Origin of the sequence: Rugamonas fusca (assembly GCF_014042365.1) — a bacterium.
Lineage (GTDB): Bacteria > Pseudomonadota > Gammaproteobacteria > Burkholderiales > Burkholderiaceae_D > Rugamonas > Rugamonas fusca.
Genome location: NZ_JACEZS010000015.1, coordinates 85348 through 109500 on the forward strand (window position 1 = coordinate 85348; position 24153 = coordinate 109500).

24 protein-coding genes, 2 pseudogenes and 1 riboswitch are annotated in these 24153 nt (G+C 64.7%); of the genes and pseudogenes, 12 read left to right on the top strand and 14 right to left on the bottom strand.

Features of this window, described 5'->3' with window-relative positions:
* Positions 1–13 precede the first annotated feature (13 nt).
* On the bottom strand, positions 14–1624 hold the full coding sequence (locus tag H3H36_RS17540) for an FMN-binding glutamate synthase family protein (protein WP_182219391.1): 1611 nt from the start codon (positions 1622–1624) through the stop codon (positions 14–16).
* A gap of 161 nt (positions 1625–1785) precedes the next feature.
* On the opposite strand from H3H36_RS17540, the gene H3H36_RS17545 reads away from it, so the two are divergent.
* The 3 genes from H3H36_RS17545 to H3H36_RS17555 all read left to right on the top strand — a co-directional run bounded on the left by H3H36_RS17545 (position 1786) and on the right by H3H36_RS17555 (position 3802).
* On the top strand, positions 1786–2457 hold the full coding sequence (locus H3H36_RS17545; RefSeq protein ID WP_182219392.1) for a glutathione S-transferase: 672 nt from the start codon (positions 1786–1788) through the stop codon (positions 2455–2457).
* A 69-nt stretch (positions 2458–2526) separates the two neighbouring features.
* Entirely contained in the window at positions 2527–3303 is a 777-nt protein-coding gene (locus H3H36_RS17550) for a 5'-3' exonuclease (protein ID WP_182219393.1), read from the top strand.
* A gap of 34 nt (positions 3304–3337) precedes the next feature.
* The gene (locus H3H36_RS17555; RefSeq protein ID WP_182219394.1) at positions 3338–3802 is read left to right on the top strand and encodes a response regulator; all 465 of its coding nucleotides are present in this window, start codon (positions 3338–3340) and stop codon (positions 3800–3802) included.
* Here the strand turns inward: H3H36_RS17555 and mnmA are convergent.
* Entirely contained in the window at positions 3785–5089 is a 1305-nt protein-coding gene (mnmA, locus tag H3H36_RS17560) for a tRNA 2-thiouridine(34) synthase MnmA (RefSeq protein WP_311196651.1), read from the bottom strand. The two genes, H3H36_RS17555 and mnmA, sit on opposite strands and share 18 nt — an antisense overlap.
* A 17-nt stretch (positions 5090–5106) precedes the next feature.
* Positions 5107–5424, bottom strand: a pseudogene (locus tag H3H36_RS17565) (NUDIX domain-containing protein); the annotation flags it as partial.
* Between the two features lie 371 nt (positions 5425–5795).
* On the opposite strand from H3H36_RS17565, the gene H3H36_RS17570 reads away from it, so the two are divergent.
* From H3H36_RS17570 to H3H36_RS17590, 5 genes are all read left to right on the top strand, one after another.
* Positions 5796–6908 (top strand): Re/Si-specific NAD(P)(+) transhydrogenase subunit alpha, encoded by a 1113-nt coding sequence (locus tag H3H36_RS17570; RefSeq protein WP_182219397.1) that lies wholly within the window; start codon positions 5796–5798, stop codon positions 6906–6908.
* 17 nt (positions 6909–6925) lie between these two features.
* On the top strand, positions 6926–7270 hold the full coding sequence (locus tag H3H36_RS17575; protein WP_182219398.1) for an NAD(P) transhydrogenase subunit alpha part 2: 345 nt from the start codon (positions 6926–6928) through the stop codon (positions 7268–7270).
* Positions 7267–8724 carry an NAD(P)(+) transhydrogenase (Re/Si-specific) subunit beta gene (locus H3H36_RS17580; protein ID WP_182219399.1) on the top strand — a complete coding sequence of 486 codons (1458 nt, stop codon included), beginning with the start codon at positions 7267–7269 and terminating at the stop codon, positions 8722–8724. The genes H3H36_RS17575 and H3H36_RS17580 overlap by 4 nt, the downstream gene beginning before the upstream one ends.
* A gap of 122 nt (positions 8725–8846) precedes the next feature.
* Positions 8847–9137, top strand: coding sequence for a CopG family ribbon-helix-helix protein (locus H3H36_RS17585; protein ID WP_182219400.1), 291 nt, complete (start codon positions 8847–8849; stop codon positions 9135–9137).
* A complete protein-coding gene (locus H3H36_RS17590) occupies positions 9134–9418 on the top strand; it encodes a type II toxin-antitoxin system RelE/ParE family toxin (RefSeq protein WP_182219401.1) in 285 nt (94 codons plus the stop codon). The genes H3H36_RS17585 and H3H36_RS17590 overlap by 4 nt, the downstream gene beginning before the upstream one ends.
* Here H3H36_RS17590 and H3H36_RS17595 read toward each other — a convergent pair.
* Positions 9412–9744, bottom strand: a complete 333-nt coding sequence (locus H3H36_RS17595; protein ID WP_182219402.1) for a hypothetical protein — start codon at positions 9742–9744, stop codon at positions 9412–9414. The genes H3H36_RS17590 and H3H36_RS17595 overlap by 7 nt on opposite strands.
* Before the next feature lie 41 nt (positions 9745–9785).
* Positions 9786–9890: riboswitch (SAM-I-IV-variant riboswitch) on the bottom strand.
* A gap of 70 nt (positions 9891–9960) precedes the next feature.
* Between H3H36_RS17595 and H3H36_RS17600 the strand changes: the two genes are divergently transcribed.
* A complete protein-coding gene (locus tag H3H36_RS17600; RefSeq protein WP_182219403.1) occupies positions 9961–10221 on the top strand; it encodes a hypothetical protein in 261 nt (86 codons plus the stop codon).
* Here the strand turns inward: H3H36_RS17600 and H3H36_RS17605 are convergent.
* Positions 10173–10364 (bottom strand): annotated as a pseudogene (locus tag H3H36_RS17605) (transposase DNA-binding-containing protein); the annotation flags it as partial. The gene H3H36_RS17600 and the pseudogene H3H36_RS17605 sit on opposite strands and share 49 nt — an antisense overlap.
* 339 nt (positions 10365–10703) lie before the next feature.
* Between H3H36_RS17605 and H3H36_RS17610 the strand changes: the two are divergent.
* Positions 10704–10916 carry a hypothetical protein gene (locus tag H3H36_RS17610; protein WP_182219404.1) on the top strand — a complete coding sequence of 71 codons (213 nt, stop codon included), beginning with the start codon at positions 10704–10706 and terminating at the stop codon, positions 10914–10916.
* Positions 10913–11404: an FxDxF family PEP-CTERM protein gene (locus H3H36_RS17615; protein ID WP_182219405.1), complete on the top strand. Its 492-nt coding sequence runs from the start codon at positions 10913–10915 to the stop codon at positions 11402–11404. Before H3H36_RS17610 ends, H3H36_RS17615 begins: the two co-directional genes overlap by 4 nt.
* An 87-nt stretch (positions 11405–11491) precedes the next feature.
* On the opposite strand, the gene H3H36_RS17620 is transcribed toward H3H36_RS17615, so the two are convergent.
* From H3H36_RS17620 to H3H36_RS17660, 9 genes are all read right to left on the bottom strand, one after another.
* Entirely contained in the window at positions 11492–12946 is a 1455-nt protein-coding gene (locus H3H36_RS17620) for a DUF7125 family protein (RefSeq protein ID WP_182219406.1), read from the bottom strand.
* Positions 12943–13455, bottom strand: a complete 513-nt coding sequence (locus H3H36_RS17625) for a hypothetical protein (RefSeq protein WP_182219407.1) — start codon at positions 13453–13455, stop codon at positions 12943–12945. Before H3H36_RS17625 ends, H3H36_RS17620 begins: the two co-directional genes overlap by 4 nt.
* Positions 13456–13542: 87 nt before the next feature.
* Positions 13543–14625 carry a sensor histidine kinase gene (locus tag H3H36_RS17630; protein ID WP_182219408.1) on the bottom strand — a complete coding sequence of 361 codons (1083 nt, stop codon included), beginning with the start codon at positions 14623–14625 and terminating at the stop codon, positions 13543–13545.
* Between the two features lie 208 nt (positions 14626–14833).
* Positions 14834–15196, bottom strand: coding sequence for a hypothetical protein (locus tag H3H36_RS17635; protein WP_182219409.1), 363 nt, complete (start codon positions 15194–15196; stop codon positions 14834–14836).
* Positions 15197–15510: 314 nt separating this feature from the next.
* The gene (locus H3H36_RS17640) at positions 15511–17154 is read right to left on the bottom strand and encodes a putative bifunctional diguanylate cyclase/phosphodiesterase (RefSeq protein WP_182219410.1); all 1644 of its coding nucleotides are present in this window, start codon (positions 17152–17154) and stop codon (positions 15511–15513) included.
* A gap of 293 nt (positions 17155–17447) precedes the next feature.
* Positions 17448–18641, bottom strand: coding sequence for a UbiH/UbiF/VisC/COQ6 family ubiquinone biosynthesis hydroxylase (locus tag H3H36_RS17645; RefSeq protein ID WP_182219411.1), 1194 nt, complete (start codon positions 18639–18641; stop codon positions 17448–17450).
* Positions 18638–19975, bottom strand: coding sequence for an aminopeptidase P N-terminal domain-containing protein (locus tag H3H36_RS17650; RefSeq protein ID WP_311196652.1), 1338 nt, complete (start codon positions 19973–19975; stop codon positions 18638–18640). The genes H3H36_RS17645 and H3H36_RS17650 overlap by 4 nt, the downstream gene beginning before the upstream one ends.
* Positions 19972–20691 (bottom strand): N-acetylmuramate alpha-1-phosphate uridylyltransferase MurU, encoded by a 720-nt coding sequence (murU, locus tag H3H36_RS17655; RefSeq protein ID WP_182219412.1) that lies wholly within the window; start codon positions 20689–20691, stop codon positions 19972–19974. Before murU ends, H3H36_RS17650 begins: the two co-directional genes overlap by 4 nt.
* A 63-nt stretch (positions 20692–20754) precedes the next feature.
* Positions 20755–21822, bottom strand: coding sequence for an aminoglycoside phosphotransferase family protein (locus H3H36_RS17660; RefSeq protein WP_182219413.1), 1068 nt, complete (start codon positions 21820–21822; stop codon positions 20755–20757).
* Between the two features lie 88 nt (positions 21823–21910).
* On the opposite strand from H3H36_RS17660, the gene H3H36_RS17665 reads away from it, so the two are divergent.
* Entirely contained in the window at positions 21911–24142 is a 2232-nt protein-coding gene (locus H3H36_RS17665) for an LPS-assembly protein LptD (RefSeq protein ID WP_182219414.1), read from the top strand.
* Positions 24143–24153 lie beyond the last annotated feature (11 nt).

Sequence of the window (24153 nt, forward strand, 5' to 3'; positions counted from 1 at the left end):
GCCGCAGTCCCACTCACGCCAGCGGATGAAACGATTCGGCCTGCGCCATCGGCCAGTACATGCCGAACACGGGCGGCAGGCGTGACAGCTGGCTGGGGTCCAGCAACTGCCCCGGATCCAGGTAGGGCAGCAGCGCGGACGCCAGCTTGACCTGGTTGGGCGAGATGCGCCGCACCAGGTGGTATGGTTTCAGTTGCGACGGGTGGGTGAGGCCGGCCGCCGCCACCAGCCCGGCCAGCGCCTTCATGGTGTTCTGGTGGAAGTTAGCCACGCGCTGGGTCTTGTCCGGCACCACCAGCGCGCGCTGGCGCAGCTTGTCCTGGGTGGCCACGCCCGTCGGGCAGCGGTCCGTATGGCAGTGCTGCGACTGGATGCAGCCGAGCGCGAACATGAAGCCGCGCGCCGAGTTGCACCAGTCCGCGCCCAGCGCCAACAGGCGGGCGATGTCGAACGCCGTGATCACCTTGCCCGATGCGCCTATCCTGATCCGCTCGCGCAAATTGGCGCCCACCAGCGTGTTATGCACCAGCAGCAGCGCTTCCTGCAGCGGCGTGCCCACGTGGTCGGTGAATTCCACGGGCGCCGCGCCGGTGCCGCCCTCGCAGCCGTCGACGACGATGAAGTCGGGCGTGATGCCGGTGGCCAGCATGGCCTTGACGATGCCGAAGAATTCCCACGGGTGACCGACGGCCAGCTTGAAGCCGGTCGGCTTGCCGCCCGACAGGTTGCGCAGGCGGTCGATGAAGGCCAGCATTTCCAGCGGCGTGGAAAAGGCCGAGTGGCTGGCCGGCGACACGCAATCTTCGCCCTGCGGCACGCCGCGCGTGGTGGCGATCTCGATCGTCACCTTGGCGCCGGGCAGCACGCCGCCATGGCCAGGCTTGGCCCCTTGCGACAGTTTGAGTTCGATCATCTTCACCTGCTCGGTGCAGGCGTTGGCCACGAAGCGCTCCTCGGAGAAGGTGCCGTTGGCGTTGCGGCAGCCGAAGTAGCCCGAGCCGATCTCCCACACCAGGTCGCCCCCGTGCATGCGGTGGTAGGGGCTGATGCTGCCTTCGCCCGTGTCGTGCATGAAGTGGCCGATGCGCGCGCCGCCGTTCAGGGCCTGGATGGCGTTGGCCGACAGCGCGCCAAAGCTCATGGCCGAGATGTTGAACACGCTGGCCGAGTAGGGCTGGGCGCGCGGGCAGTCCGGGTGGTTGCCGATCTCGATGCGGAAATCATGGTGTGCTTCGGGCGCGGGCGCGATCGAATGGTTGATCCATTCGTAGCCATCCTGGTAGACGTCGATCTGGGTGCCGAACGGGCGCTTGTCCGTCTCCACCTTGGCGCGCTGGTAGACGATGCTGCGCTGGTTGCGCGAGAACGGCGCCGCCTCGGTGTCGTCCTCCAGGAAGTATTGGCGGATCTCGGGCCGGATCGCTTCCAGCAGGAAGCGCAGGTGGGCCAGGATGGGATAGTTGCGGCGCAGCGCGCGCCGGGTCTGCATCAGGTCGGCCACGCCCACCGCCACCAGTGCGGCGGCCGTCAGCGGCAGCCACGGACTGGCGCTCATCAGCAGCGACAGCAGCAGCGTGGCGATGGCCAGCTGGAAGGCGAGGTAACGCAGGGTCAGCAACTTCATGGGCGCTCCGTGGTGGGGGATGATGTTGGCGGGGCGATGGCGAGCCGCCGTCAGCGAGTGTACTGCTTTTTCCGCGTAGCAAGCTATCGGCACCACGCGGGCGGCAACAGTGTTAAGCTGGCAAGGCCAGCAGGCCCGCCCAACCTTGAACAGGAAGCCCCATGATCGTTGTCCACCACCTCAACAACTCCCGTTCGCAGCGCGTCCTGTGGCTGCTCGAAGAACTGGGCCTGGAATACGAGATCGTGCGCTACCAGCGCGACCCCAAGACCATGCTGGCGCCGCCGGCGCTGCGCGCCATCCACCCGCTGGGCAAGTCGCCCGTGATCACGGATGGCGACGTGACGGTGGCCGAGTCGGGCGCCATCGTCGAATACCTGGTCGAGCGCTACGGCAACGGCATGCTGGTGCCGCCGCCGGGCACGGCGGAGAAGCGGCGCTGGACCTATTTCATGCACTACGCGGAAGGCTCGGCCATGACGCCGCTGCTGATGAAGCTCGTGTTCGACCGGGTCGAGTCGGGGCCGGCGCCGTTCTTCGTCAAGCCGGTGGCGCGCGCCATCGCGCACAAGGTCAAGTCCATGTACATCCAGCCGCAGATCGAGCAGCATCTCGATTACCTGGAGGCGGAACTGAGCCAGCACCTGTGGTTCGCCGGCGACCAGTTCAGCGCGGCCGATATCCAGATGAGTTTTCCGCTGGAGGCGGCCGCCGCCCGCGCCGGCCTCGATGGCCGCCGGCCCCATTTGTGCGCCTTCCTCGACCGCATCCACGCGCGCCCCGCGTTCCAGCGCGCGCTGGAACGCGGCGGGCCGTACGAGCTGCTGAAATAAGGGCAGGCGGTCCGGCGGCGCCATCGCCTGCGGTAGAATGCGCGCTTGAATCAGCCTGTAGAAAACGTCATGAGCCGACTCCTCGCCATCGATGGCCTCAACATCGTGCGCCGCGTCTACGAAGCGAGCCCCGAACCCGATACGCCGGAAAAGGCCGACCTCGCGCTGCGCCACGCGCTGTCCTCGTTCCGCAAGCTGATCACCGAACATGAACCTAGCCATGTGCTGCCGGCCTTTGATTTCGGCGGCCCCACCTGGCGCCACGCGCTGTACGCCGGCTACCGGGCCGGGCGCGCACCCATGCCGGCTGTGCTGCGCGCGGCGTTGCCGGCGTTCTACGGGCAACTGGAAGGCTGGGGCTTGCGCGTCGTGTCGCTGCCGGAAGTGGAAGCGGACGACGTGATCGGCACCGTCGTGCTGCGCTGGCTGGGCGAGGGCCGCGGCGAGGCCACCGTGGCCACCACGGACAAGGACTTGCACCCCTTGATCGCCAATGGCGCGCGCGTGTGGGACCACTTCAAGGGCGAATGGCACGACCACGCCTGGGTCGAGCGCAAGTGGGGCGTGCCGCCCGAGCAGTTGCCGGACTTGCTGGCGCTGATGGGCGACGCCACCGATTCCATCCCCGGCGTGTCCAAGGTGGGCGCCAAGACGGCGGCCCGACTGTTGCGTACATACGGCAATCTGGACGCCATCATGGCCGGCGCCGGCATTCTGAAGGACACGCTGGGCGAAACCCTACGAAAAGAGCGGGAAATGTTGTATCTTTCTCGACAACTGGTGCAATTGAAAACGGACGTGCGGGTCGGCGTGAGCTGGAACATGCTGGCCTGGGATCGGCATTAAGAGCCGGCGGCGCGTCCACGAGAAAGGTTTTACGATGTTAAAGGCAGTCATTATCGACAGCAGCGCCGTGGCCCGCGGCCTGCTCAACACCGTCCTGCTCGACGGCGGCTACGACGTGGTGGGACAGAGCCACACCTGCGCCAGCGGCATGGCGCTGCTGCTCAAGCACCAGCCCCATATCGTCTGCATCGCCCGCGAGCAGATCGAAGTCGACACCGGCGTGGTGCGCGAAATTAAATCCAGCTGGCCCAAGACGCTGATCTTCATGGTGTCCAGTGAATTTGACGCGGCCACCATCCAGTCCGCCCACGCGATGGGTGTGAACGGCTTCATCGTCAAGCCGTTCAAGGCCGACACGGTGCTTAACACCATCCGCAACACGGTGATCGCCATGGTCAAGCGCCAGCGCGCGGTCATGGCGGCCCAGCAGGCCGCGCAGCAAGGCCAGGGCGGGACCGATGATGGCCAGCCCGGCGACGCCTCAGGCGCTGAAGTCTGACCCGGCGATGATGCCGCCGCCCAGGCACACGTCGCCGTCGTACAGCACGGCCGACTGGCCGGGCGTGACGGCCCACTGGGCCTGCTCGAACTGCAGCGAGAAATTGGCCTCGCCGTCCGGCGTGACGGTGCAGGCCACATCGGCCTGGCGGTAGCGGGTCTTGGCCGACAGCGCGCGCGGCGCCGGCGGCGTGCCGGCGATCCAGCTGGCCTGGTCGGCGCGCAGCGTGGACGACAGCAACCATGGATGGTCATGGCCCTGCACGATGTACAGCGTGTTGTTGGCGATGTCCTTGCGCGCCACGTACCAGGCGTCGCTGCTGCCATCCTCGTTCTTGTAGGCCTTCATGCCGCCCACGCCGATGCCCTTGCGCTGGCCCAGCGTGTAGAAGCTCAGGCCCACGTGCTCGCCCACCACCTTGCCGTCCGGCGTCTTCATCGGGCCCGGCTTGTACGACAGGTAGCGGTTCAAGAATTCGCGGAACGGGCGCTCGCCGATGAAGCAGATGCCGGTCGAATCCTTCTTGGCCGCGTTGGGCAGGCCCAGTTTTTCCGCGATCTTGCGCACTTCCGTCTTGGGAATCTCGCCCAGCGGGAACAGGGTCTTGGACAACTGCGCCTGGTTGAGGCGGTGCAGGAAGTAGCTCTGGTCCTTGGTGTGGTCGAGCGCCTTCAGTAATTCGAACTGTGTTCCATTCTGGCGCACCCGCGCGTAGTGGCCGGTGGCGATCAGGTCCGCGCCCAGGTGCATGGCGTGGTCCAGGAAGGCCTTGAACTTGATCTCGGCGTTGCACAGCACGTCCGGGTTGGGGGTGCGGCCGGCCTGGTATTCGCGCAGGAAGTCGGCGAACACGCGGTCCTTGTATTCGGCCGCGAAGTTGACGGCCTCGATGTCGACCCCGATCACGTCGGCCACGCTGGCCGCGTCGATCCAGTCCTGGCGCGTGGAGCAGTATTCGGAATCGTCGTCGTCTTCCCAGTTCTTCATGAACAGGCCCACCACCTCGTAGCCCTGCTCCTTGAGCATCCACGCCGCGACCGAGGAATCGACCCCGCCTGACATACCGATCACGACTTTTTTCTTGCTCATCTTGCTCATTCCATTACTTGTTGCGTTGCTTGTTGCATTGCTTGTTAATTCGACACCACTTCCTTGAACACGGAAGCGTGGGTGTGCAGCAGTTCCAGCGGCGCGCGCCGGCCGGCCAGGTATTCGTCCACGCACTGCAGCACCAGCGGGCTGCGATGCTGGTCCTGGCAGGCGGCCAGTTCGTCGCGCGTGAGCCACATGGTGCGCAGGATGCCCTCGTCCAGCGGCCGCTCGTGGCGCTGGCCCGGCACGCCGCAGAAGGTGAAGCGCAGATACGTCACTTCCTCACCCGTGCGGCGCGAGGTGTAGCGCGACATGTACATGCCCACCAGCGCCGTGGGCGTGAAATCGTGCGCCGTCTCCTCCAGCGTCTCGCGGATCACGGCCTGCTCGAGCGACTCGTGCGGGTCCAGGTGGCCGGCCGGCTGGTTGATGCGCACGCCCTCGCTGGTCTCTTCTTCGATCAGCAGGAACTTGCCATCCTGTTCGATGATGGCGGCGACAGTCACAGAGGGTTTCCAGATACGCGGCATGGGTCATCCTTGAAAGAGCCGCCATTTTAGCCTGTTCTGCCGCTCCGGTTATGACCGCCGTATGACTTGTACACGGCTTGGCATTGAAATTGCTCAAACTTGGTGTGGGTTTGTTGCTGCGCAACAAATTTTATCGCCGGATCGTTGTTAATTTTTGTCAATTCATTACAAATAGTAATAAATGTAGTGATAATTGACCTATTTATTGATAAATGCTTACTAAGTATAGTGAGCCCAACGGCGCAGCCGTCCACCCCCAGGATTAGTGGGACAGCACTAGCAAAGTGCCGGGACAGGAGCCAGTCGCCATCGCTTTCCGTGTTAGATTTTCGTCATCTAGTCAGTTTATCAATCCTTTGGAGGCAGTTTTTATGAGAATAGGCATACCGGCCGAGACGCGACCGGGTGAGACCCGCGTCGCGGCGACGCCCGAAACAGTCAAGAAGCTCGCAGCGAAACATCAAGTGGTGGTGCAGTCTGGCGCAGGTATGCCGGCCTCGGTGACGGATGATGCCTACGCGGCCGCCGGCGCCCAGATCGTCGGCGCGGCCGAAGCCTTCGCCGCCGACGTGGTGCTCAAGGTGCGCGCGCCGAACGCCGATGAGCGGGGCATGATGAAGGCCGGCACCGTGGTGATCGGCATGCTCAACCCGTTCGACAGCGAGAACATCGCCGCCATGGCCGCCGCCGGGCTGCAGGCGTTCGCGCTGGAAGCCGTGCCCCGCATCACGCGCGCCCAGTCGATGGACGTGCTGTCGTCGCAGGCCAACATCGCCGGCTACAAGGCCGTGATGATGGCCGCCAATACCTACCAGCGCTTCATGCCCATGCTGATGACGGCCGCCGGTACCGTGAAGGCGGCCCGCGTGCTGATCATGGGCGTGGGCGTGGCCGGCTTGCAGGCCATCGCCACGGCCAAGCGGCTGGGCGCCGTGATCGAGGCGTCCGACGTGCGGCCGCCCGTCAAGGAGCAGGTCGAGTCGCTGGGCGCCAAGTTCATCGACGTGCCGTTCCTCACCGAAGAGGAAAAAGAGATCGCCAAGGGCGTGGGCGGCTACGCCCGCCCCATGCCGGCCGACTGGATGCGCCGCCAGGCGGAGCTGGTGCATGAACGGGCCAAGCAGGCCGACGTGATCATCACCACGGCCCTGATCCCCGGCCGTCCCGCGCCGACCTTGATTTCCGAGGAAACCGTGAAGGCCATGAAGCCCGGTTCCGTGATCGTCGACCTGGCCGTGTCGCAAGGCGGCAACTGCCCGCTGTCCGAACTGGGCAAGACGGTGGTCAAGCATGGCGTCTACATCGTCGGCGAGCCGGACCTGGCTACGCTGGTGGCGGCCGACGCCTCGGCCCTGTACGCGCGCAACGTGCTCGACTTCCTCAAGCTGATCATCGACAAGGAAGACCAGCTCGTGATCGATCGCGAGGACGAAATCATCAAGGCCACCCTGGTGTGCGCCGGCGGCGAAGTGCTGCGCAAATAACCGAACCTGGAGAAATCATGGAAGTCAGTCATACCATCATCAACCTGATCATCTTCGTGCTGGCCATCTACGTGGGCTACCACGTGGTGTGGACCGTGACCCCGGCACTGCATACGCCGCTGATGGCCGTCACCAACGCCGTTTCGGCCATCATCATCGTGGGCGCCATGCTGGCGGCCGCGCTCACCACCGGCCCCGTGGGCCAGATCGCCGGCACCGTGGCCGTGGCGCTGGCCGCCGTCAACGTGTTTGGCGGCTTCCTCGTCACCCAGCGCATGCTGGAGATGTTCAAGAAAAAAGAGCCCAAGGCGGCAGCGCCCAAGCAGGCACCACAAGGCGTTGCGCAAGGGAGCCAGGCATGAATTTCATCAGCATGAACCTGGTTACGATGATGTACCTGATCGCCTCGGTGTGCTTCATCCAGGCGCTCAAGGGGCTGTCCTCGCCGGCCACGGCCCGCACCGGTAATGCGTTCGGCATGTCGGGCATGGCGATCGCCTTCGTCACGACGCTGGCGCTGATCCTCAAGCTCAAGGCCGAGGTGGAGCAGGGCTCCATGGGCTTCGCGCTGGTGGCGCTGGGCGTGGTGGTCGGCGGTGGCATCGGCGCCACGCTGGCCAGGAAGGTCGAGATGACCAAGATGCCGGAACTGGTGGCGGCAATGCACTCGCTGATCGGCCTGGCCGCCGTCTGCATCGCCGTGGCCGCCGTGTCGGAGCCGCACGCCTTCGGCATCGCCGGTGTGGGCGAGGCGCTGCCGTTCGGTAACCGCATCGAACTGTTCATCGGCACCTTCGTGGGCGCCATCACCTTCTCCGGCTCCGTGATCGCGTTCGGCAAGCTGTCGGGCAAGTACAAGTTCCGCCTGTTCCAGGGCGCGCCCGTGAACTTCGCGGGCCAGCACATGCTGAACCTGATCCTGGCCATCGTGATGGTGGGCCTGGGCCTGGTGTTCGTGACGGCCGGCGGCACGGAACCGGCATGGCTGCCGTTCCTGGTCATGACGGCCATCGCCTTCGTGCTCGGCGTGCTGATCATCATCCCGATCGGCGGTGCCGATATGCCGGTGGTGGTGTCGATGCTGAACTCGTACTCGGGCTGGGCCGCTGCCGGTATTGGCTTCTCGCTCAATAACGCCATGCTGATCATCGCCGGTTCGCTGGTCGGTTCCTCCGGCGCGATCCTGTCCTACATCATGTGCAAGGCCATGAACCGCTCGTTCTTCAACGTGATCCTGGGCGGCTTCGGCGGCGACGCCGCCGAGAGCGGTCCGGCGGGCGCGAAGGAGCAGCGTCCCGTCAAATCCGGCTCGGCCGACGACGCGGCGTTCATCATGTCGAACGCGGAAACCGTCATCATCGTGCCCGGCTACGGCCTGGCCGTGGCGCGCGCCCAGCACTCGCTGAAGGAACTGGTCGAGAAGCTGACCCACAAGGGTGTGACCGTGAAGTACGCGATCCACCCGGTGGCGGGCCGCATGCCCGGCCACATGAACGTGCTGCTGGCGGAAGCCGAAGTGCCATACGACCAGGTGTTCGAGATGGAGGACATCAACGGCGAATTCGGCCAGACCGACGTGGTGCTGGTGCTGGGCGCGAACGACGTGGTCAACCCGGCCGCCAAGGATCCCAAGTCGCCGATCGCCGGCATGCCCATCCTGGAGGCGTACAAGGCCAAGAGCATCATCGTCAACAAGCGTTCCATGGCGTCCGGCTATGCGGGCCTGGACAATGACCTGTTCTACCAGCCCAACACGATGATGGTGTTCGGCGATGCGAAGAAGGTCATCGAGGACATGGTGAAAGCGGTCGACTAAGCCGCGTTGCCATGGCACGAAAAGCCGCACCTGCCTGATGGCGGTGCGGCTTTTTTTTGATCTGATCTGGCAACCTCAATGTGCTACCATGTGGTGATCATGTAACACATGGGAACCAGATCATGAGTGACGCAACCTTTACCTTCCGCGTCGATGCGAGTCTGAAAGATCAATTCACCACGGCTGCCAAGGCTCGCGACCGTACCGGCGCGCAGCTGCTGCGCGACTTCATGCGCGACTTCGTCCGACAGCAGCAGGAAGCGGCTGAATATGACGCCTGGTTCCGCAGACAAGTGCAGATCGGCCTGGATTCGGCCAATGCGGGCGACCTGATTCCAGCCGAAGAGGTCGAAGCTGAAGCCGCCGCCTGGCGCGCGGAGACGCGGCGCAAGATGGCCGGCGCTAAGTCGTGAAGCTGGTTTGGACCCGGCCGGCCAGCCTGGATCGGAAGGAAATCCGCGAATACATCGCACAAGACAACCCGGCCGCCGCGCTCGCGCTCGATGCGTTGCTGGGAACTATGGCCGGCCGCCTGGCCGATCATCCCGGCCTGGGCAAGCCTGGCCGCGTCGCCGGCACCCGCGAGCTGGTGGCGCATCAGCACTACATCCTCCTCTATGACACCGCCGGCGACCAGGTGCGTGTGCTGCGCGTGCTGCACACCGCCCGCCAGTGGCCGCCGTCGCACTATTGACAACGTTGCGCCACTTCACCACCGAAGTGCAGCATATGTTCGACATGCACCTTGATCTGACCAGCCAGGCCGGCGAACTCCTTGCTCAGCGCGCGCGCCGATTCGTCGCTGATGCCTTCCACAATTATGCAATGCTCGTAGCAGCCGGCCCGGCGCACGATCACCCATTTCTCCACGCGCGCCTGGGCGCGTTGCAACACCGCTTCCACCTCGCTGGCAATGGGGGCGTTGGTATCGAGCAGGAGATGAAACGTGTGCGTCAGGCGGTACTGGCTGCGCCAGGCGCTGATGTCATGAGAGGAAGGGCGGGACGCTTGAGTGTTCATGGTGACTCCGGAATGCTTGGCCCGATTCGGAGCAACCCATGTCGCGCCCGCTTCGTTGCCGTTAATAGGCCGCATCGCCGTGATGGCTTCCACCTTGCCCGGGTAGGCAGGTTGGCGTCGGGGTAAACCGACTCTTGATGCAAATTCGCTGATGACCAGACCTTGCTAAAAAATCCGATATACAGAACTTGGTGTTCAATATAACGGAATTTCGTTGTGGCGGCAATAGGGCACTGGAATGATGTACAAACCATCAACAACGAAGCACTTGAGTGCATGGCGCAGGCGAGCGGAACGACGAAGGGGGATATCTTGTGTAAGGCGCTAGCCTTGCTCGAGGTCGCATCGGAGGCGAGGAAACAGGGAAAACGAATTGCCATCCTGACCAAGGATAAGCAGGTGGTGACTGAAATCGTGGGGGGTAACCTTTACGGAGTCGCCATGATGATCGATCTGGATCGCTCCGTCGTATCCTGAATGTGAATGCACAGCACCACCGGCTGCGCACCCATCCGCTCCTGTGTCCGCGCCCAGTGCGGCGCCAGAATATCCTCCCATGCCACGTCCGTGTTGCGCAGGAAGCGGTACGCCGCTACCGTTTCGCTCCAGCTATCGCATGCATCGGGATGCTGGCCACCGGCATGCCAAAGTTTACGAGGGGGACGTGCAAGTCATTGAACGTAAACGATTTTCCGAGATGGGTATAACGCCATGGATTTGGCCTCCAATCCTTACTCATTCAGATGAATAGGATTGCGTCCTGAACGTGGGCCAATCTCCGATACAAATGATGCGGCCAGTGAGGGCAATTTTTCGCAACTCCGCCTCATTTGCGTGGCCGACTGCATGAGCAAGCTTATTCCTGCCACGCCGTGTCCACACAGTCGAAAATATTTTTGTGGATACTAATTGTGAACTTGTTCGATAAACCATGTCGCGCCCCCGCGGTATGCGCATGAATGTTTCCGATTGCATCAGACTTTCATGAATATAGGCGTCAAAAGTTAGCAAGAGAAAATATATTTCGAATAAAAAATAATAATTTCATTGCACACATGCTTTTTGAAAAAAAGAATAATTTTTACTTTGATAAGCTGGCTTGCCGTACTGGCGAATTTGATATCTTTGCTTACAGCCGTAAGCATAAAAAACTTTTTAGGGGTATATCATGAAATTGAAATTCATTGCCGCAAGTGTGCTCGCATTCGCCGCGCTCAGCGCGAACGCGGCCAACCAGTCGTTCACTATCGCCCCCGGCGTCACGTTCGACTTTAACGGCCTGGCCCTGCCAGGCGATGGCTTGCTGTCGGGAGGCTCCGACGTGATCACCTTTGGCGGGCTCGCGACCGGCGCCTATGAGGCCGTGCTGTCCTATAGCGGCAACTATGTGGACATCACTTCCGCCTCGCTCAATGGCATGACGCCGAATGCACTGATTGCCGGGACAAAAACCAGCCTGGGCAGCTTCGACATTATCGGCCTGTCGCCATTTACGCTGACGTTGAACGGCATCGCCGGCGCATCGCCCCTGGCAGCGTATTCCGGCCACATCACCGTGTCGGCCGTGCCGGAACCGTCCGGCTATGTGTTGCTGATGCTGGGCCTGGGTGTGCTGGGCCTGACCATCTCGCGCAAAGCGCCCAAGCAGAAGTTCGAATAAGCGTAAGCGGGCAGCGAGAAAACATCTGGCTGCCCAACCGTACGCGCGCCTTGCCGCGTCACCTCGTCCTGCCTGCGCAGCACGAGTTCAGTTCCGCGGCCCCTGCCGCCCCACTTCCGGCTGACCCGACAGGATGCCCTGATAGTCGCTCAGCGTCGCGCCGATGGTGATCTGGTCGGTGCCGATGTCGAAGAAGCGGATATCCTTGCTGTGATCGCTGCCCCGTACCTTGACCACGGAAATCACGCGCTTGAGCTGCCCGCCCAGTTCGACATAGCGATGCATGACGATGGCGTCGGCCAGGAAGGCGTTGCCGTAGGTGCTGAAACGCAGCGCCGAATACTGGTCCTCCAGCTCGGCCGTCATCAGCACGGTGACGCCCATGCCCGTCAGCACCGCCACCAGGCGGTACAGCGATTCACGGAAATCTTCGCGGAACACCGATGCCAGCGTCAACTCGAAGCCGGCCAGCGAATCGATCACCACGCGGGTGGCCTTGGTGCGCTCGATCAGGCTGACCATGTCGCTCAGGATTTCATCGAGCGACAGATCAAGCGTGCGGGTGTTGATCACCCCGACCATGCCGCCGGCGACCAGTGTGCTGAGCTGCCGGCTCAACAACTGGTTCGGGCTCTTTTCGAAGGCCGCGATCACGCCCCGTTCGCCGAGGCGCGCGCCTTCGGCCAGGAACTGGGTCGCCATCACGGTCTTGCCCGAGCCGGACGGTCCCACCACCAGCATCGCATAGCCAGCCGGCAGGCCGCCGCCCAGCATCTCGTCGAGCGCCGGCACGCCGGTCGACAAGCGGGTCTCGCCGCCGATGCTGACCTCCGCGCCGGCCTTGACCACGGCGCGCGAAAAGATCTCGATGCCGTTGCCGCCGATGCGGAAGGTGTGCACGCCCAGGCTCTGGGCCTGGCCACGCATTTTCACGACCTGGATCTTGCGCACCATGGCATCGCGGTGTACCTGTTGGGACAGCCACAGGATGCCGTCGGCCACCGTAAACACGGGACTCGATTCCGCCTCCGGCGTCAGGTATTCACCGATCAGGAAGGTCGTCGCCAGCCAGCTGGTCATCTGCATGCCGAGTTGCTGCACAAAGTGTTGCAGGCCGTCGGCCTTGGCATCGGTCGCGCCTGACTGCACCACGGAACGGAACGAATCGACAAACACCAGGCTGGGACTGAAAGCCTGCACCTCGGCCGAAATGCGCGCCAGCACGCGGTCAAAGTCGCCGTCCAACAATTCGCTGGCAAGGTTGACGAACTTGATCGACTGGTTGATCTTGGCGGCATCAAAGAACGGGAACTGCTGCTGGTAGCGCAGCATCTTCAGGGGTGGCTCACCCAGCACGGTAAAGAACAGCGCACGCCGATCGGGGCTGGCCAGCGAGAACATGATCTGGTGCGCCATCGTCGTCTTGCCGCTGCCCGGCGTCCCCGCCAGCAAGTTGAAGGAGTATTCGGGAATGCCGCCGCCCAGCAAGGCATCCAGGCCCGGCACGCCGGTGGGCAGGCGTCGTATGTCGACTTTTTTCATGCTTGAGACTCCGATACAACGGGGTTTTCCGTGTCATCCCCCCAAGCCGCACGCAGGATGCTGGATGTGACGAGTTCGCCGATGAGTAAGGTTAAGATGTCGATGAAAGTGCACAGCAGTGCAATGCTGGCCTCGCTCGCGACGGGCATGGATTGTTCCTGCAAGCGTTGCTCCAGCTGCGAGAACGGCGTTTTCCCCTCGTCGTGCTCCGGCTCGGCCAGCCACGGATAAGCGGCGCCGACCTGGTGCAGGCTGCGGGCGTACAGCGCATCGAAACCGCGCTCGCCGATGATGGCGGTGAGATGTTGCGCCAGCGCGCGCGACAGCGCCGCGCTGGCCGCGGGCACGCGCGAGCGATCGCGCGACACCGCAATCCGGACTATCCTGTGCCAATGCTGTTCGGTCAAGGCCATCATCCCGTTAGGTTCTTCGATTTGGCGTTTCGCATGCCGCTGGCGTCCACCGGTGACAGCGCCTGACGAAAAAATGACGTCGGCGCGGACGTCCATGTCGCGGCACCCGGCCATCTGCGCGCGATGGATGGGATAGTATTATGTCAAAGCGCTGCGGCAGCGTACGCGCTATCCCTCAGTCAGTCAAGCTGGTCGACTCTGCTCACGCAGCGGCGTCGGCAGCAGTCCGGCCGCACGGGGGAGCTGCCAGCACGCATCGGACGTGGCAGACGCCGCTAACGGGGCCGCGGCCACGGCCGGGGGCGGCGCCAGCGGCAGATACACGCTGAACGCGCTGCCCTTGCCGCTGCCCTCGCTATACACCCTGACCGAGCCGCCATGCAGTTCCGCGATCCGACGCACCAGCGACAGTCCGATGCCGAGGCCGCCAAGCGCCCGATGCAGCGGACGCGGGCCCTGGGTGAACAAATCGAAGATCTGCGGCTGCAGCTCCGGCGCGATGCCGGCGCCATCATCGCTGACAGTGACGACGGCATTGCTGCCCTCGGCCCTCGCGCGGATGGCGATGTGGCCATGCTGCGGCGTGAATTTGCTGGCATTGAGCAGCAGATTGGACAGCGCCTGGGTCAGCCGGTCCAGATCGCCGTCCACGCACAACGGTTCCGCAGGCAGATCGAGCGACAGTTGCTGGCCGCGCTCGGTCAACAGGGGCTGGCCGATCTCGACCGCCCCCTGGATCGCATCCCTCAGCGACAGGCGAGAACGGGCGATGGTGATCTTGTCCATCCTGACGCGCGATGCGTCCATCAGGTCGTCGACCAGCCGCACCAGCAGCGCCACCTGCCGTTCGATGATGTCATGCAGTATGGTCAGGTCGGGACGGTGTCCGGCCAGCTCGCCGATCAGGTGATTGGCCATGATGATCGGATGCAGGGGGTTGCGCAATTCGTGCGCCAGCATGGCGAAGAACTCCATCTGCTGGCGGTTGACCGCCTCGGCCGCCTGCTGCATGTCGCGCGCGCCGAAGATCGCCAGCACCAGTTGCTCGTTGGCCGCCTGCAACCGGGGTACCAGCTTGGCGTAGGTGTCGTGACGCTCCTTCAGTGCATTGTGTTTTTCCGTCATGTGCAGCAGATCGCCGATGGTGCGGCGCAACTGGCGCACCTCCAGCTGGCGGAAGGTCTGCCAGTCCGTCAGCTCGGTGGTGGAACGCGCCGGCGCGCCGGCCCCGATGGGCGGCTCAATAGGTGCCTCTTTATGCATCATCTCATTGACCTCACAGCCAATCCATAAGCCCCTGCGCACGCGAACAATCGTATTATCGCCGCGCACGGCAGCCTTGCCACTGCCTACAGAGTTAAAACGTATTTCACCATACCTGAAATGGCAAACTATGTAAGCTTATAAATTTAAATAGAATCTTAAACAATCGCACATGCAAGCTATGAGCCCTTCCCCGCCATGCCGGGGGCGCTCAGCGCGCCGGCACCACCAGCACCGTGTCGCCCGTCCTGCCCTTGGCGCCGGTATCGCCCGTGGCACCAGCATCGCCGGTCTGCCCCTTCGCTCCATCGGCGCCAGCGGCGCCGCCTGCGCCGGTCTGGCCGGTGGCGCCCGTGGCCCCGGTGGCGCCGGGCGCGGCATCGGCACCGGCAGCGCCCGTCGCTCCCGTGGCGCCGGTGGTGCCACTCGCGGCGCTGGCCCCGGTGGCCCCGGTGGCGCCGGTAGGGCCGGCGGGACCGGCAACAACCTGGATCACGGGTGGCGGTGCCTCACGCTGGCACGCACTCAACGCAGCGGCGGCGCACAACATGCAAACAATTAGGATGGGTTTCATGACGTTTCCTTTAAAGACAGTTTTTGGCCTGCCAAACACGGAAGGGGGCGCCAAGACGCCAACCTCAGCGCTCAGTCGCGCCGCTGCCGCCCCATCAACCGCGGCTCGGCGCCAGTGGCGCTGATGGCACGACAGATGCGGCAGGGGGGCCGGTTCTCCAGCGCGCACCGCCTTGCCTTCGTTATGCGGTCTCGACAGGCTGCGGGCTGGTCTGTCCCATCATGCGCGCACACGTTGGCCGCCGGAGTAGGATGGCGTGCAGTGTCCGCGTAGGAGAACACAACGCAAACCACCCTGGCGGGAAATGCCTCAGCTCACCGACCACCTGCTGGGTCAAAGCGGGACTGGTTGCGCAGGTGCGCAAACGCCTGGGCGTCCAGCGCCTGGCTGAAGTAATACCCCTGCCCCTCGTCGCACCCATGCGCGGTCAGGAAAGCGCACTGCTGCAGCGTTTCCACCCCTTCTGCGATCACTTGTTTGTGCAAGCTCTTGCCCATGCTGATCACGGCGCTGACGATGGTCGCGTCATCCTTGCTGCCGGTCATCTGGCTGACGAACGACTGGTCGATCTTGAGCGTATGGATGGGGAACTGGCTCAGGTAGCTGAGGCTGGAATAGCCGGTGCCAAAGTCGTCAATGGCCAGCTTGACCCCCATCGCGGAGATCGCCTTGAGCAGCCGGTCGGACGCATGGACATCATGCATCAACATGCTCTCGGTCAGTTCCAGTTCCAGGCAGGCCGGCCCCAGCCCCGTCTCGGCCAGGGTCTGGCGCAGGAATGGCAGGAAGCCGGCGCTACGAAACTCCAGCGGCGAAGTGTTGACCGCCATCAGCAACGGCGGCAAGCCCTGGCGACGCCAGGCCTGCGCCTGCTCGCACGCCTGACGCAACACCCAGTGCCCCAGTGGCACGATCAGGCCGCACTCTTCGGCGATGGCGATGAAATGTTGCGGCAACAGCAGGCCGCGCTGCGGGTGCCGCCAGCGCACCAGCGCTTCCGCCCCCACCAGCCGCCCGCTGGCAAGGTCGATCTTGGGCTGGTAGTGCAGCACGAATTCCTGGCGCTCGAGCGCCAGCCGCAGCCCCGCTTCGATCGACTGGCGCAGGATGGCGCGGGCGTTCATCGCCGGTTCGAAAAAGGTGCAATTGTTACGGCCCGCTTCTTTGGCGTGGTACATGGCGATATCCGCATTGCGCAACAGGGTGGCGGCGTCCTGGCCGTCGCCCGGAAACAGGCTCACGCCGATGCTGAGGCCAATGTGCAGGGCGTGATGCTCGACCAGGTGCGACAACGCCATGGCATGCAGGATCTTTTGCGCGATGGCGGCCGCGTCCTCCGCGTGCTCAATCTCGGGCAGCAGGAGAATGAACTCGTCGCCGCCCTGTCGGCACACCGTGTCCGAGCCGCGCACGCAGCGCACCAGGCAGCGCGCCACTGCCTGCAGCAACTGGTCGCCCACCGCGTGGCCAAGGGAATCGTTGATATGTTTGAAGCGATCGAGATCAATGAACATGACGGCCAGTTGGCCATGACGGCGGCGCGCCAGTTCAATTGCCTGCTGCAGCCGGTCCCCCAGCAGCAGCCGGTTGGGCAGGTTAGTCAAGCCATCGTGATGGGCCAGCCGGTCCAGTTCGACCTTGGCGTGCTGGATCTGTTCGGCCAGCCTGATGGCCTCCATCGACGCCACCACCAGATGGGCGTTGGCCTGGCGCAACAACGTGACATGGCTGGCGAACGCGTTCCCGATACGATGCCGGTGGCCGCCATACTTTTCGCGCAGGCTCATCGCCAGCTCGCGGGCCTGCACCAGCCCTTCGCGCACCAGCAGCACTTGCTCACGGATGCTACGGCGCGACAGATCTTGCCGGATCAGCGGTGCCTGGCGCAGCTTGACGGGAAGACGTCGCCGGAGGCGTTGCACTTCTGGCATGCCGCCGAACTTGCGTTGTGCGCGCATAAGCCTGCTCTCCCTTTACGACGAAATCAACATTCAGCACAATGGCGCAAATCGGCGGGTTTCACCGTGCGTCAACACACATTGAGGCCCAGCACACCCGGCCGCTCTGCGCGGAACGCCCACAAGCCAGGGCCTGATATGGCAGCGTCTTGAACAGCACCGACGCGCAGAGTTACAAAGTAGAGATATCGCCGCCTGAATCCGAGTGCGGACGACAGGAAATGGATGCTTTCCGCGACTGTACTTTTCCGAAAATAGCGTGATTGATGGGATCGGCTGACGTGCCCACGCCGCTAGCGCCGCCCGTACATCATCAGCTCTGCCAGCAGGCTGCGCGCAGGGCGGAACAGGTCGATGGCGGCCAGCGACATGCCCAGCAGCGCCTGCGCCGGCGAGTCGTTGGCGAAGATGCGGGCCATGGTGTCCGTCACGCGCATGGTGGTGCTGCGATCGGCGTGGCGCTGGGCCGTGTAGCGGGCCAGGTTGGCCGGCGTGGCGGCCGGGGCCAGCAGGCGCGCCAGCACGGCCACGTCGCGCAAACCAAGATTGAGGCCTTGTCCGGCCACCGGGTGCATGGTTTGCGCGGCGTTGCCGATGGCGACCGAGCGCGCCGTGCTGCGTGCGTCCGCGTTCAAACCCAGCGGGAAGCCCAGGCGCGGCGTGGCGGCCACGAATTTGCCGAGGCGGTCGCCGAACGCCAGTCCCAGTTGCGCGAGGAAAGCCGCGTCGTCCAACGCCAGCAAGGCTTGCGCCTGTTCCGGGCGCACGCACCACACCAGCGAGTATTCGGCCTGGCCGTCGCGGCTGTCCTGCGGCAGCAGTGCCAGCGGGCCTTGTTCCGTGAAGCGTTCATAGGCGCGGTGGGCAATCGGCGCGCTGCTGCGCACCTGCGCGATGATGGCCGTCTGTTCGTAGTCGCGCCGCACGGATTTGCTTTCCTGGTCGCTGAACAATCCACCTTCGGCCTGCACCATGATGGCCGCGCTCAGCGTGCGCGCATCCTGTTCGCCTTCGTGCAGGATGTGCAGGTCGATGCGGTCCTCGTGTTCCGCGCTGCCCGTCACGCGCGCGGGGCGCAGCATGCGGATGCCGGCCCGTTCGCATACGGCCCCCAGCACCGTCACCAGGTCGCCGTAGCGTGCCACGTAGCCCAGGGCGGGCACGCCGTGCTCGTCGCGGTCTATCATGCTGCGGCCGAACTGGCCGCGGCGCGACACGTGGATCTGGTGGATGGGTGTGCCGGCCACGGGCCAGGCGCCGATCTCCTCCAGTATCTGGCGGCTGCCGTAGGACAGGGCCAGCGAGCGCGGGTCGTTGCTGGCTTGCGCCAGGGTCTTGGCGTCGATCAGGCCGATGCGCTCCGGCCTCACGCCGCGCTTGACCAGCAACGCCGCCAGCGCCATGCCGGCCGGGCCGGCGCCGCAGATGGCGATGTCGAGGTCGGTGGCGGTGGTCGCGGCAGGGAGCGTGGCGGTGTCTGGATTCATGGTGCCTGTTGCATCAGGTGTTCGATATCGGCCACCGACTTGGGCGCGGCGGTGCTGATGATGGTGTGGCCGGTCGGGGTGACGATCACGTCGTCCTCGATACGGATGCCGGTATTCCAGAACTGCTCGGGCACGCCCTCGGCCGGCCATACGTAGATGCCCGGTTCCACCGTCACCACCATGCCCGCCTGCAGCGGGCGCGAGGGCTTGTCCGGCGTGTTCACGTCGCGGTACTGGCCCACGTCGTGCACGTCCATGCCCAGCCAGTGGCCGGTGCCGTGCATGTAGAACGGCAGGTAGCTCTTGCTGGCGATCACGTCGGCCACGTTGCCGGCCTTGTTCTTGTCGAGCAGGCCCAGGTCCAGCATGCCTTGCGCCAGCACTTGCAGCGCGGCGTCGTGGATGGCCGTGTAGCGGTGGCCCGGCTTGATGGCGTGCAGCGCGGCCGCCTGCGCCGCCAGCACCAGTTCGTACAAGTCCCGTTGCGGTGCCGTGAAGCGGCCGTTGACGGGGAAGGTGCGGGTAATGTCGGAGGCGTAGCCATCGAGCTCGCAGCCGGCGTCGATCAGCAGCAGCTCGCCGTCGCGGCAGGGCGCGTTGTTGGCGCTGTAGTGCAGCACGCAGGCGTTGGCGCCGCTGGCGACGATGGAACTGTAAGCCGGATGCTGGGCCCCGCTGCGCCGGAATTCGTACAGCAGTTCCGCCTCGATCTCGTATTCGTGCATGCCGGGCCGGGTGGCGCGCATGGCGCGCGCGTGGGCGCGGCCGGAGATGGCGGCGGCGCGGCGCATGGTGGCCAGTTCGCCGTCATCCTTGAGCAGGCGCATCTCGTCCAGCAGCGGCAGCAGGTCGTGGGCGGCGGCGGGCGCCGTCACGCCCAGCCGGGACTGGCGCCGCACGGCGGCCAGCCAGCGCCGCACGCGCGCGTCCAGTTCAGCGTCGCTGCCCAGCGCGTAGTACAGGGCGGGCGCGTTGGCCAGCAGCTGTTCCATCTGCCCGTCCAGCGCGGCGATGGTGAAGGTGGCGTCGAAGCCGAACGCGCTCAATGCCGCTTCCGGACCGTGGCGGAAACCGTCCCAGATTTCCCGTTCCGCGTTCTTCTCGCGGCAGAACAGGATGGAGCGGGCCGGCGTGTCGCCGCGCGCGGCCACCAGCACCACCACGCTTTCCGGTTCCGTGAAGCCGCTCAGGTAGTAGAAATAGCTGTCGTGGCGGTAGGGGTAGTCGCTGTCGGCGTTGCGCGCCACTTCCTGCGCCGTGGGCAGCACGGCCACGGCGCCGGGCACCATCTGCGCCATCAGGCGGGCGCGCCGCGCGGCGCAGGCGCCTGTCACTTGGCCGCTCCGTTGCGTATGGGCTTGTTCAGGGCCTCCAATTGTTCGATGGTGCCCACGTTATGCCATTCGCCTTCATACACTTCGCCGCCCACCTGGCCCCGTTCGATGTACTGGCGCAGCAGCGGGCCAAGCTTGGCGTGGCTGCCCGGCGTGATGGCGTCGAAGATCTCGGGCCGGTACACGCCGATATTGCCGAAGGTCCAGCGCGGATCGCCGTCGTTGGTGACGCTGTACATGGTCAGGCCGAAGTCGCCTTCGGGGTGGAATGGCGGGTTCTTGACCAGGTACAGCCAGGCCACGTCGCGCTTGTCGGCCGGGTAGGGGTTGCCCCACATGTCGGCGTCGTGCAGCACGTCCTTGACTTCCTCGAAGTCGAAGTAGGGGCAGTAGATGTCGCCCGAAATGGCCAGGAACGGTTCGTCACCGAGCAGGTGGCGGGCGGCGGCCACGCCGCCGGCCGTTTCCAGCGCCGTCTGCTCGGGCGAGTAGGCGATGCGGGCGCCATACTGGCTGCCGTCGCCCAGCGTTCGTTCGATCTGGTCGCCCAGGTGGGCGTGGTTGATGACGATGTCGGTGATGCCGGCACGCACCAGGTTGAGGATGTGCCAGACGATCAGCGGCCGGCCGCGCACGGTCAGCAGCGGCTTGGGGCAGGTGTCGGTCAGGGGGCGCATCCGCTCGCCGCGGCCGGCGGCGAAGATCATGGCTTTCATGAGGGGCTTTCGTGGCTGGGCGGGCGCGGGCGCGGGGCCGGCGTCCGTCGTCAGCGTATCAACTTAGAAGGTGTAGCCGACCTGCGGCTGCTTGTTTTCCAGCGTGTCGAGCAGGCGCACCAGGGGCTTGAGGTCCTTGTAGCGGCTGGCCGTCTTGCGCACGTAATCCATCACGGTGGGCAGGTCGGCCAGGTAGCCGGACTTGCCGTCGCGGTAGTTCAGGCGGCAGAACAGGCCCAGGATCTTCAGGTGGCGCTGCAGGCCCATGTACTCGAAGTCCTTGTAGAAGGCGTCGATATCCTTGTTGACGGGCAGGCCCACGGCCTTGGCGTGCTGCCAGTAGCGGATGGTCCAGTCCAGCACCAGTTCCTCGTCCCACTGCACATAGGCGTCGCGCAGCAGCGAGGCCACGTCGTAGGTGATGGGGCCGTAGACGGCGTCCTGGAAGTCGAGGATGCCGGGGTTGCCCGCATCCATGCGCATCAGGTTGCGCGAATGGTAGTCGCGGTGCATGAACACCTGCTGCTGGGCCAGCGCGCGGGCCAGGATGGCGTCGAACACCTTCTGCAGTTCGGCCGACTGGGCCTCCGTCAGCGTGGCGCCCAGGTGCTTGCCGATGTACCACTCGGGGAACAAATTCATTTCGCGCAGCATGAAGGCGCGGTCGAATTCGGGCAGCACGCCGGGCTGGCTGCTTTGCTGGATCTTGACCAGCGCTTCGAGCGCCTCCGCGTACAGGGTGGAGGCGTTGTCGTGGTCGATTTCGCTCAGGTAGGTGCTGTTGCCGAGGTCCGACAGCAGCAGCAAGCCGCGCTGCGCGTCCTGCGCCACGATGGCCGGCACCGACACGCCGGCGGCGGCCAGCAAGCCTTGCACCTTGATGAAGGCCGGCACGTTCTCGCGCTCGGGCGGGGCGTCCATCACGATCAGGGTGGCGCCGTGTCCGGCCTGGTGGGCCGGCAGCACGTCGACCCGGAAGTAGCGGCGGAAGCTGGCGTCGGCCGAAGCGGGGCGCACCGTGTCCACCTGTACCAGGTCCAGGGTGGCGAGCCATTCCTTGAGCATGGCCAGGCGCGCGTCGGCGGTATCGGTGGCGGGGGAAGCGGGTGGTGAATTTGGCAATAAAGACATGAAGCGGACGGTGAAAGCTGAAGATTCCCATATAATAAGGGATTCATTTCAAAAAATCGCCTGTCATGGTGTTAAGTCGCTACCTTTCATGAGCTGGTTCCTGGCCCCTTACCCCTCGCAACGCTGGGCATATGCCTTGTCCGCCCTCGTCACCGTGGCGGCGTTGCCGGTCCACGCCCAGACCCAGCCCAAGCCACGCCCGCCGCGTGTGGACGACCCGAACGCACCGACCACCATCCAGGCCGAGGACATCAGCGGCCGCCCCGAGCGCGAGCTCAATCTGGCGCGCGACGTGGAACTGGTCAAGGGCAAGACCCGGGTCAAGGCCGACACGGCTTGCTACCGCCAGGTCGAGGACGAGGTGGAGGCCGAGGGCCATGTGCGCATCTGGCGCTTTGGCGACTACTTCACGGGCGATGAACTGAAACTGAACCTGGACACGGGCGTGGGCTACATGCAGCACCCGACCTACCAGATGGAACTGAACCACGCCCAGGGCAAGGCGCAGCGCATCAACTTCCTCAACGAGGACGAGGCGCTGGTCCTGGACGGCACCTACAGCACCTGCCAGGGCCCCAACCCGGACTGGTACTTGAAGGCCAGCCGCCTCAATCTCGACTCCGGGCGCGACGTGGGCACGGCCGGCCAGACCATCGTCTATTTCAAGGACGTGCCCATCCTCGGCACACCGGCCCTGTCGTTCTCGCTGTCGGGCGCGCGCCGCTCCGGCTGGCTGCCGCCCATGCCCGGCTTTGGCTCCAAGGGCGCGGCCGAGCTGACGGTGCCGTACTACGTCAACATCGCGCCCAACCGCGACCTGACGCTGTACCCGAAGATCATTCCCCGGCGCGGCTTCCAGCTGGGCGCCAATGGCCGCTACATCGGCGAGACGGATGCCGGCATGTACCGTGGCGAGACTTACCTGGAGTTTCTGCCGCACGATAAGCAGACCCAGACGGACCGCTGGACCATCAAGTCCACCCATACCCAGGACCTGGCCAGGGACTGGTCGTATGGCTGGAGCGTGCGCGCCGCCTCGGACGACAACTACCCGAACGATTTTTCCAAGACGGTGGCCGGCAGCGCCGAGCGTCAGCTGCTGCGCGAACTGCGCAGCGACTACCATGGCGAATACTGGCGCCTGACGGCCCGGGTCCAGAAGTACCAGGTGCTGCAGGACCCCGACTCCATCACCGACAAGTCGCTGTTCGTGACGCGCCCGTACGACCGGCTGCCGTCGCTGAACTTCCACGCGGGCCGCTACGACGTGGCCGGCTTCGACTGGGAATTCGACAGCGAGCTGACGCGCTTCTGGCATCCGACGGAGTTGCGCGGCACGCGCCTGGTGGCGATCCCGCAGCTGAGCTACCCCATCATCGGGGCCAGCTACTTCGTCACGCCCAAGCTGATGCTCAATGCCAGCACCTACCAGCTCGACGCGCACGACAACGACCCGGCCCGCGACCTGTCGCGCTCCGTGCCCACCTTCTCGCTGGACTCGGGCCTGGTGTTCGAGCGCGACGCCAAGCTGTTCGGCCGCGCCACCACGCAAACGCTGGAGCCGCGCCTGTTCTACGTGAACACGCCATACCGCGACCAGTCGGCCCTGCCCACGTTCGACACGGCCGCCGCCACCTTCAACTTCAGCCAGCTGTTCAGCGAGAACCGCTTCGTGGGCTCGGACCGCATCGGCGACGCCAACCAGCTGACGGCCGCGCTGGTGTCGCGCTTCCTGGAGTCGTCCGGCGCCGAGCGCCTGCGCCTGGCGTTCGGCCAGCGCTTCTATTTTCGCGACCAGCGCGTGCAGCTCGACGCCTCCACCCCCACCAACGACAGCCGCTCCGACATGCTGCTGGCGGCCACCGGCCGCATCTCCGAGACGTGGGGCTTTGACAGCGCCGTGCAGTACAACCCCAGCCAGCACCAGACGGTCAGCTCCAACTACGCCATCCAGTGGCAGCCGGGCCAGAAGAAGGTGCTCAACCTCGGTTACCGCTACCTGCGCGACAGCTTCAAGAACGCCGACCTGTCGACCCAGTGGCCCGTGTCGCAGCGCTGGTATGGCGTGGGCCGGGTCAGCTACTCGCTGCTCGACAAGAAAATCCTCGAGTCGCTGGTGGGCCTGGAGTACAACGGCGATTGCTGGGTGTTCCGCATGGGCGCCCAGCGGTTCGTGACGACGGCCAAGAACGTCTCCACTCCCATCTTCTTCCAGCTCGAGCTCAATGGCTTGTCCAAGCTGGGCGTGGGCAACCCGCTGGAGGCCATGAAGAACAGCATCCCCGGCTACCAGCGTTTGAACGAGGGCTACGGCCGCTAGCGCCTGCTGCG

Excerpts from the sequence above, each read along its gene's own strand:
- H3H36_RS17540 (WP_182219391.1), bottom strand. The coding sequence starts at position 1,624 with ATGAAGTTGCTGACCCTGCGTTACCTCGCCTTCCAGCTGGCCATCGCC.
- H3H36_RS17545 (WP_182219392.1), top strand. The coding sequence starts at position 1,786 with ATGATCGTTGTCCACCACCTCAACAACTCCCGTTCGCAGCGCGTCCTG.
- H3H36_RS17550 (WP_182219393.1), top strand. The coding sequence starts at position 2,527 with ATGAGCCGACTCCTCGCCATCGATGGCCTCAACATCGTGCGCCGCGTC.
- H3H36_RS17555 (WP_182219394.1), top strand. The coding sequence starts at position 3,338 with ATGTTAAAGGCAGTCATTATCGACAGCAGCGCCGTGGCCCGCGGCCTG.
- H3H36_RS17570 (WP_182219397.1), top strand. The coding sequence starts at position 5,796 with ATGAGAATAGGCATACCGGCCGAGACGCGACCGGGTGAGACCCGCGTC.
- H3H36_RS17575 (WP_182219398.1), top strand. The coding sequence starts at position 6,926 with ATGGAAGTCAGTCATACCATCATCAACCTGATCATCTTCGTGCTGGCC.
- H3H36_RS17580 (WP_182219399.1), top strand. The coding sequence starts at position 7,267 with ATGAATTTCATCAGCATGAACCTGGTTACGATGATGTACCTGATCGCC.
- H3H36_RS17585 (WP_182219400.1), top strand. The coding sequence starts at position 8,847 with ATGAGTGACGCAACCTTTACCTTCCGCGTCGATGCGAGTCTGAAAGAT.
- H3H36_RS17595 (WP_182219402.1), bottom strand. The coding sequence starts at position 9,744 with ATGAACACTCAAGCGTCCCGCCCTTCCTCTCATGACATCAGCGCCTGG.
- H3H36_RS17610 (WP_182219404.1), top strand. The coding sequence starts at position 10,704 with ATGTTTCCGATTGCATCAGACTTTCATGAATATAGGCGTCAAAAGTTA.
- H3H36_RS17615 (WP_182219405.1), top strand. The coding sequence starts at position 10,913 with ATGAAATTGAAATTCATTGCCGCAAGTGTGCTCGCATTCGCCGCGCTC.
- H3H36_RS17620 (WP_182219406.1), bottom strand. The coding sequence starts at position 12,946 with ATGAAAAAAGTCGACATACGACGCCTGCCCACCGGCGTGCCGGGCCTG.
- H3H36_RS17625 (WP_182219407.1), bottom strand. The coding sequence starts at position 13,455 with ATGGACGTCCGCGCCGACGTCATTTTTTCGTCAGGCGCTGTCACCGGT.
- H3H36_RS17630 (WP_182219408.1), bottom strand. The coding sequence starts at position 14,625 with ATGATGCATAAAGAGGCACCTATTGAGCCGCCCATCGGGGCCGGCGCG.
- H3H36_RS17635 (WP_182219409.1), bottom strand. The coding sequence starts at position 15,196 with ATGAAACCCATCCTAATTGTTTGCATGTTGTGCGCCGCCGCTGCGTTG.
- H3H36_RS17640 (WP_182219410.1), bottom strand. The coding sequence starts at position 17,154 with ATGCGCGCACAACGCAAGTTCGGCGGCATGCCAGAAGTGCAACGCCTC.
- H3H36_RS17645 (WP_182219411.1), bottom strand. The coding sequence starts at position 18,641 with ATGAATCCAGACACCGCCACGCTCCCTGCCGCGACCACCGCCACCGAC.
- murU (WP_182219412.1), bottom strand. The coding sequence starts at position 20,691 with ATGAAAGCCATGATCTTCGCCGCCGGCCGCGGCGAGCGGATGCGCCCC.
- H3H36_RS17660 (WP_182219413.1), bottom strand. The coding sequence starts at position 21,822 with ATGTCTTTATTGCCAAATTCACCACCCGCTTCCCCCGCCACCGATACC.
- H3H36_RS17665 (WP_182219414.1), top strand. The coding sequence starts at position 21,911 with ATGAGCTGGTTCCTGGCCCCTTACCCCTCGCAACGCTGGGCATATGCC.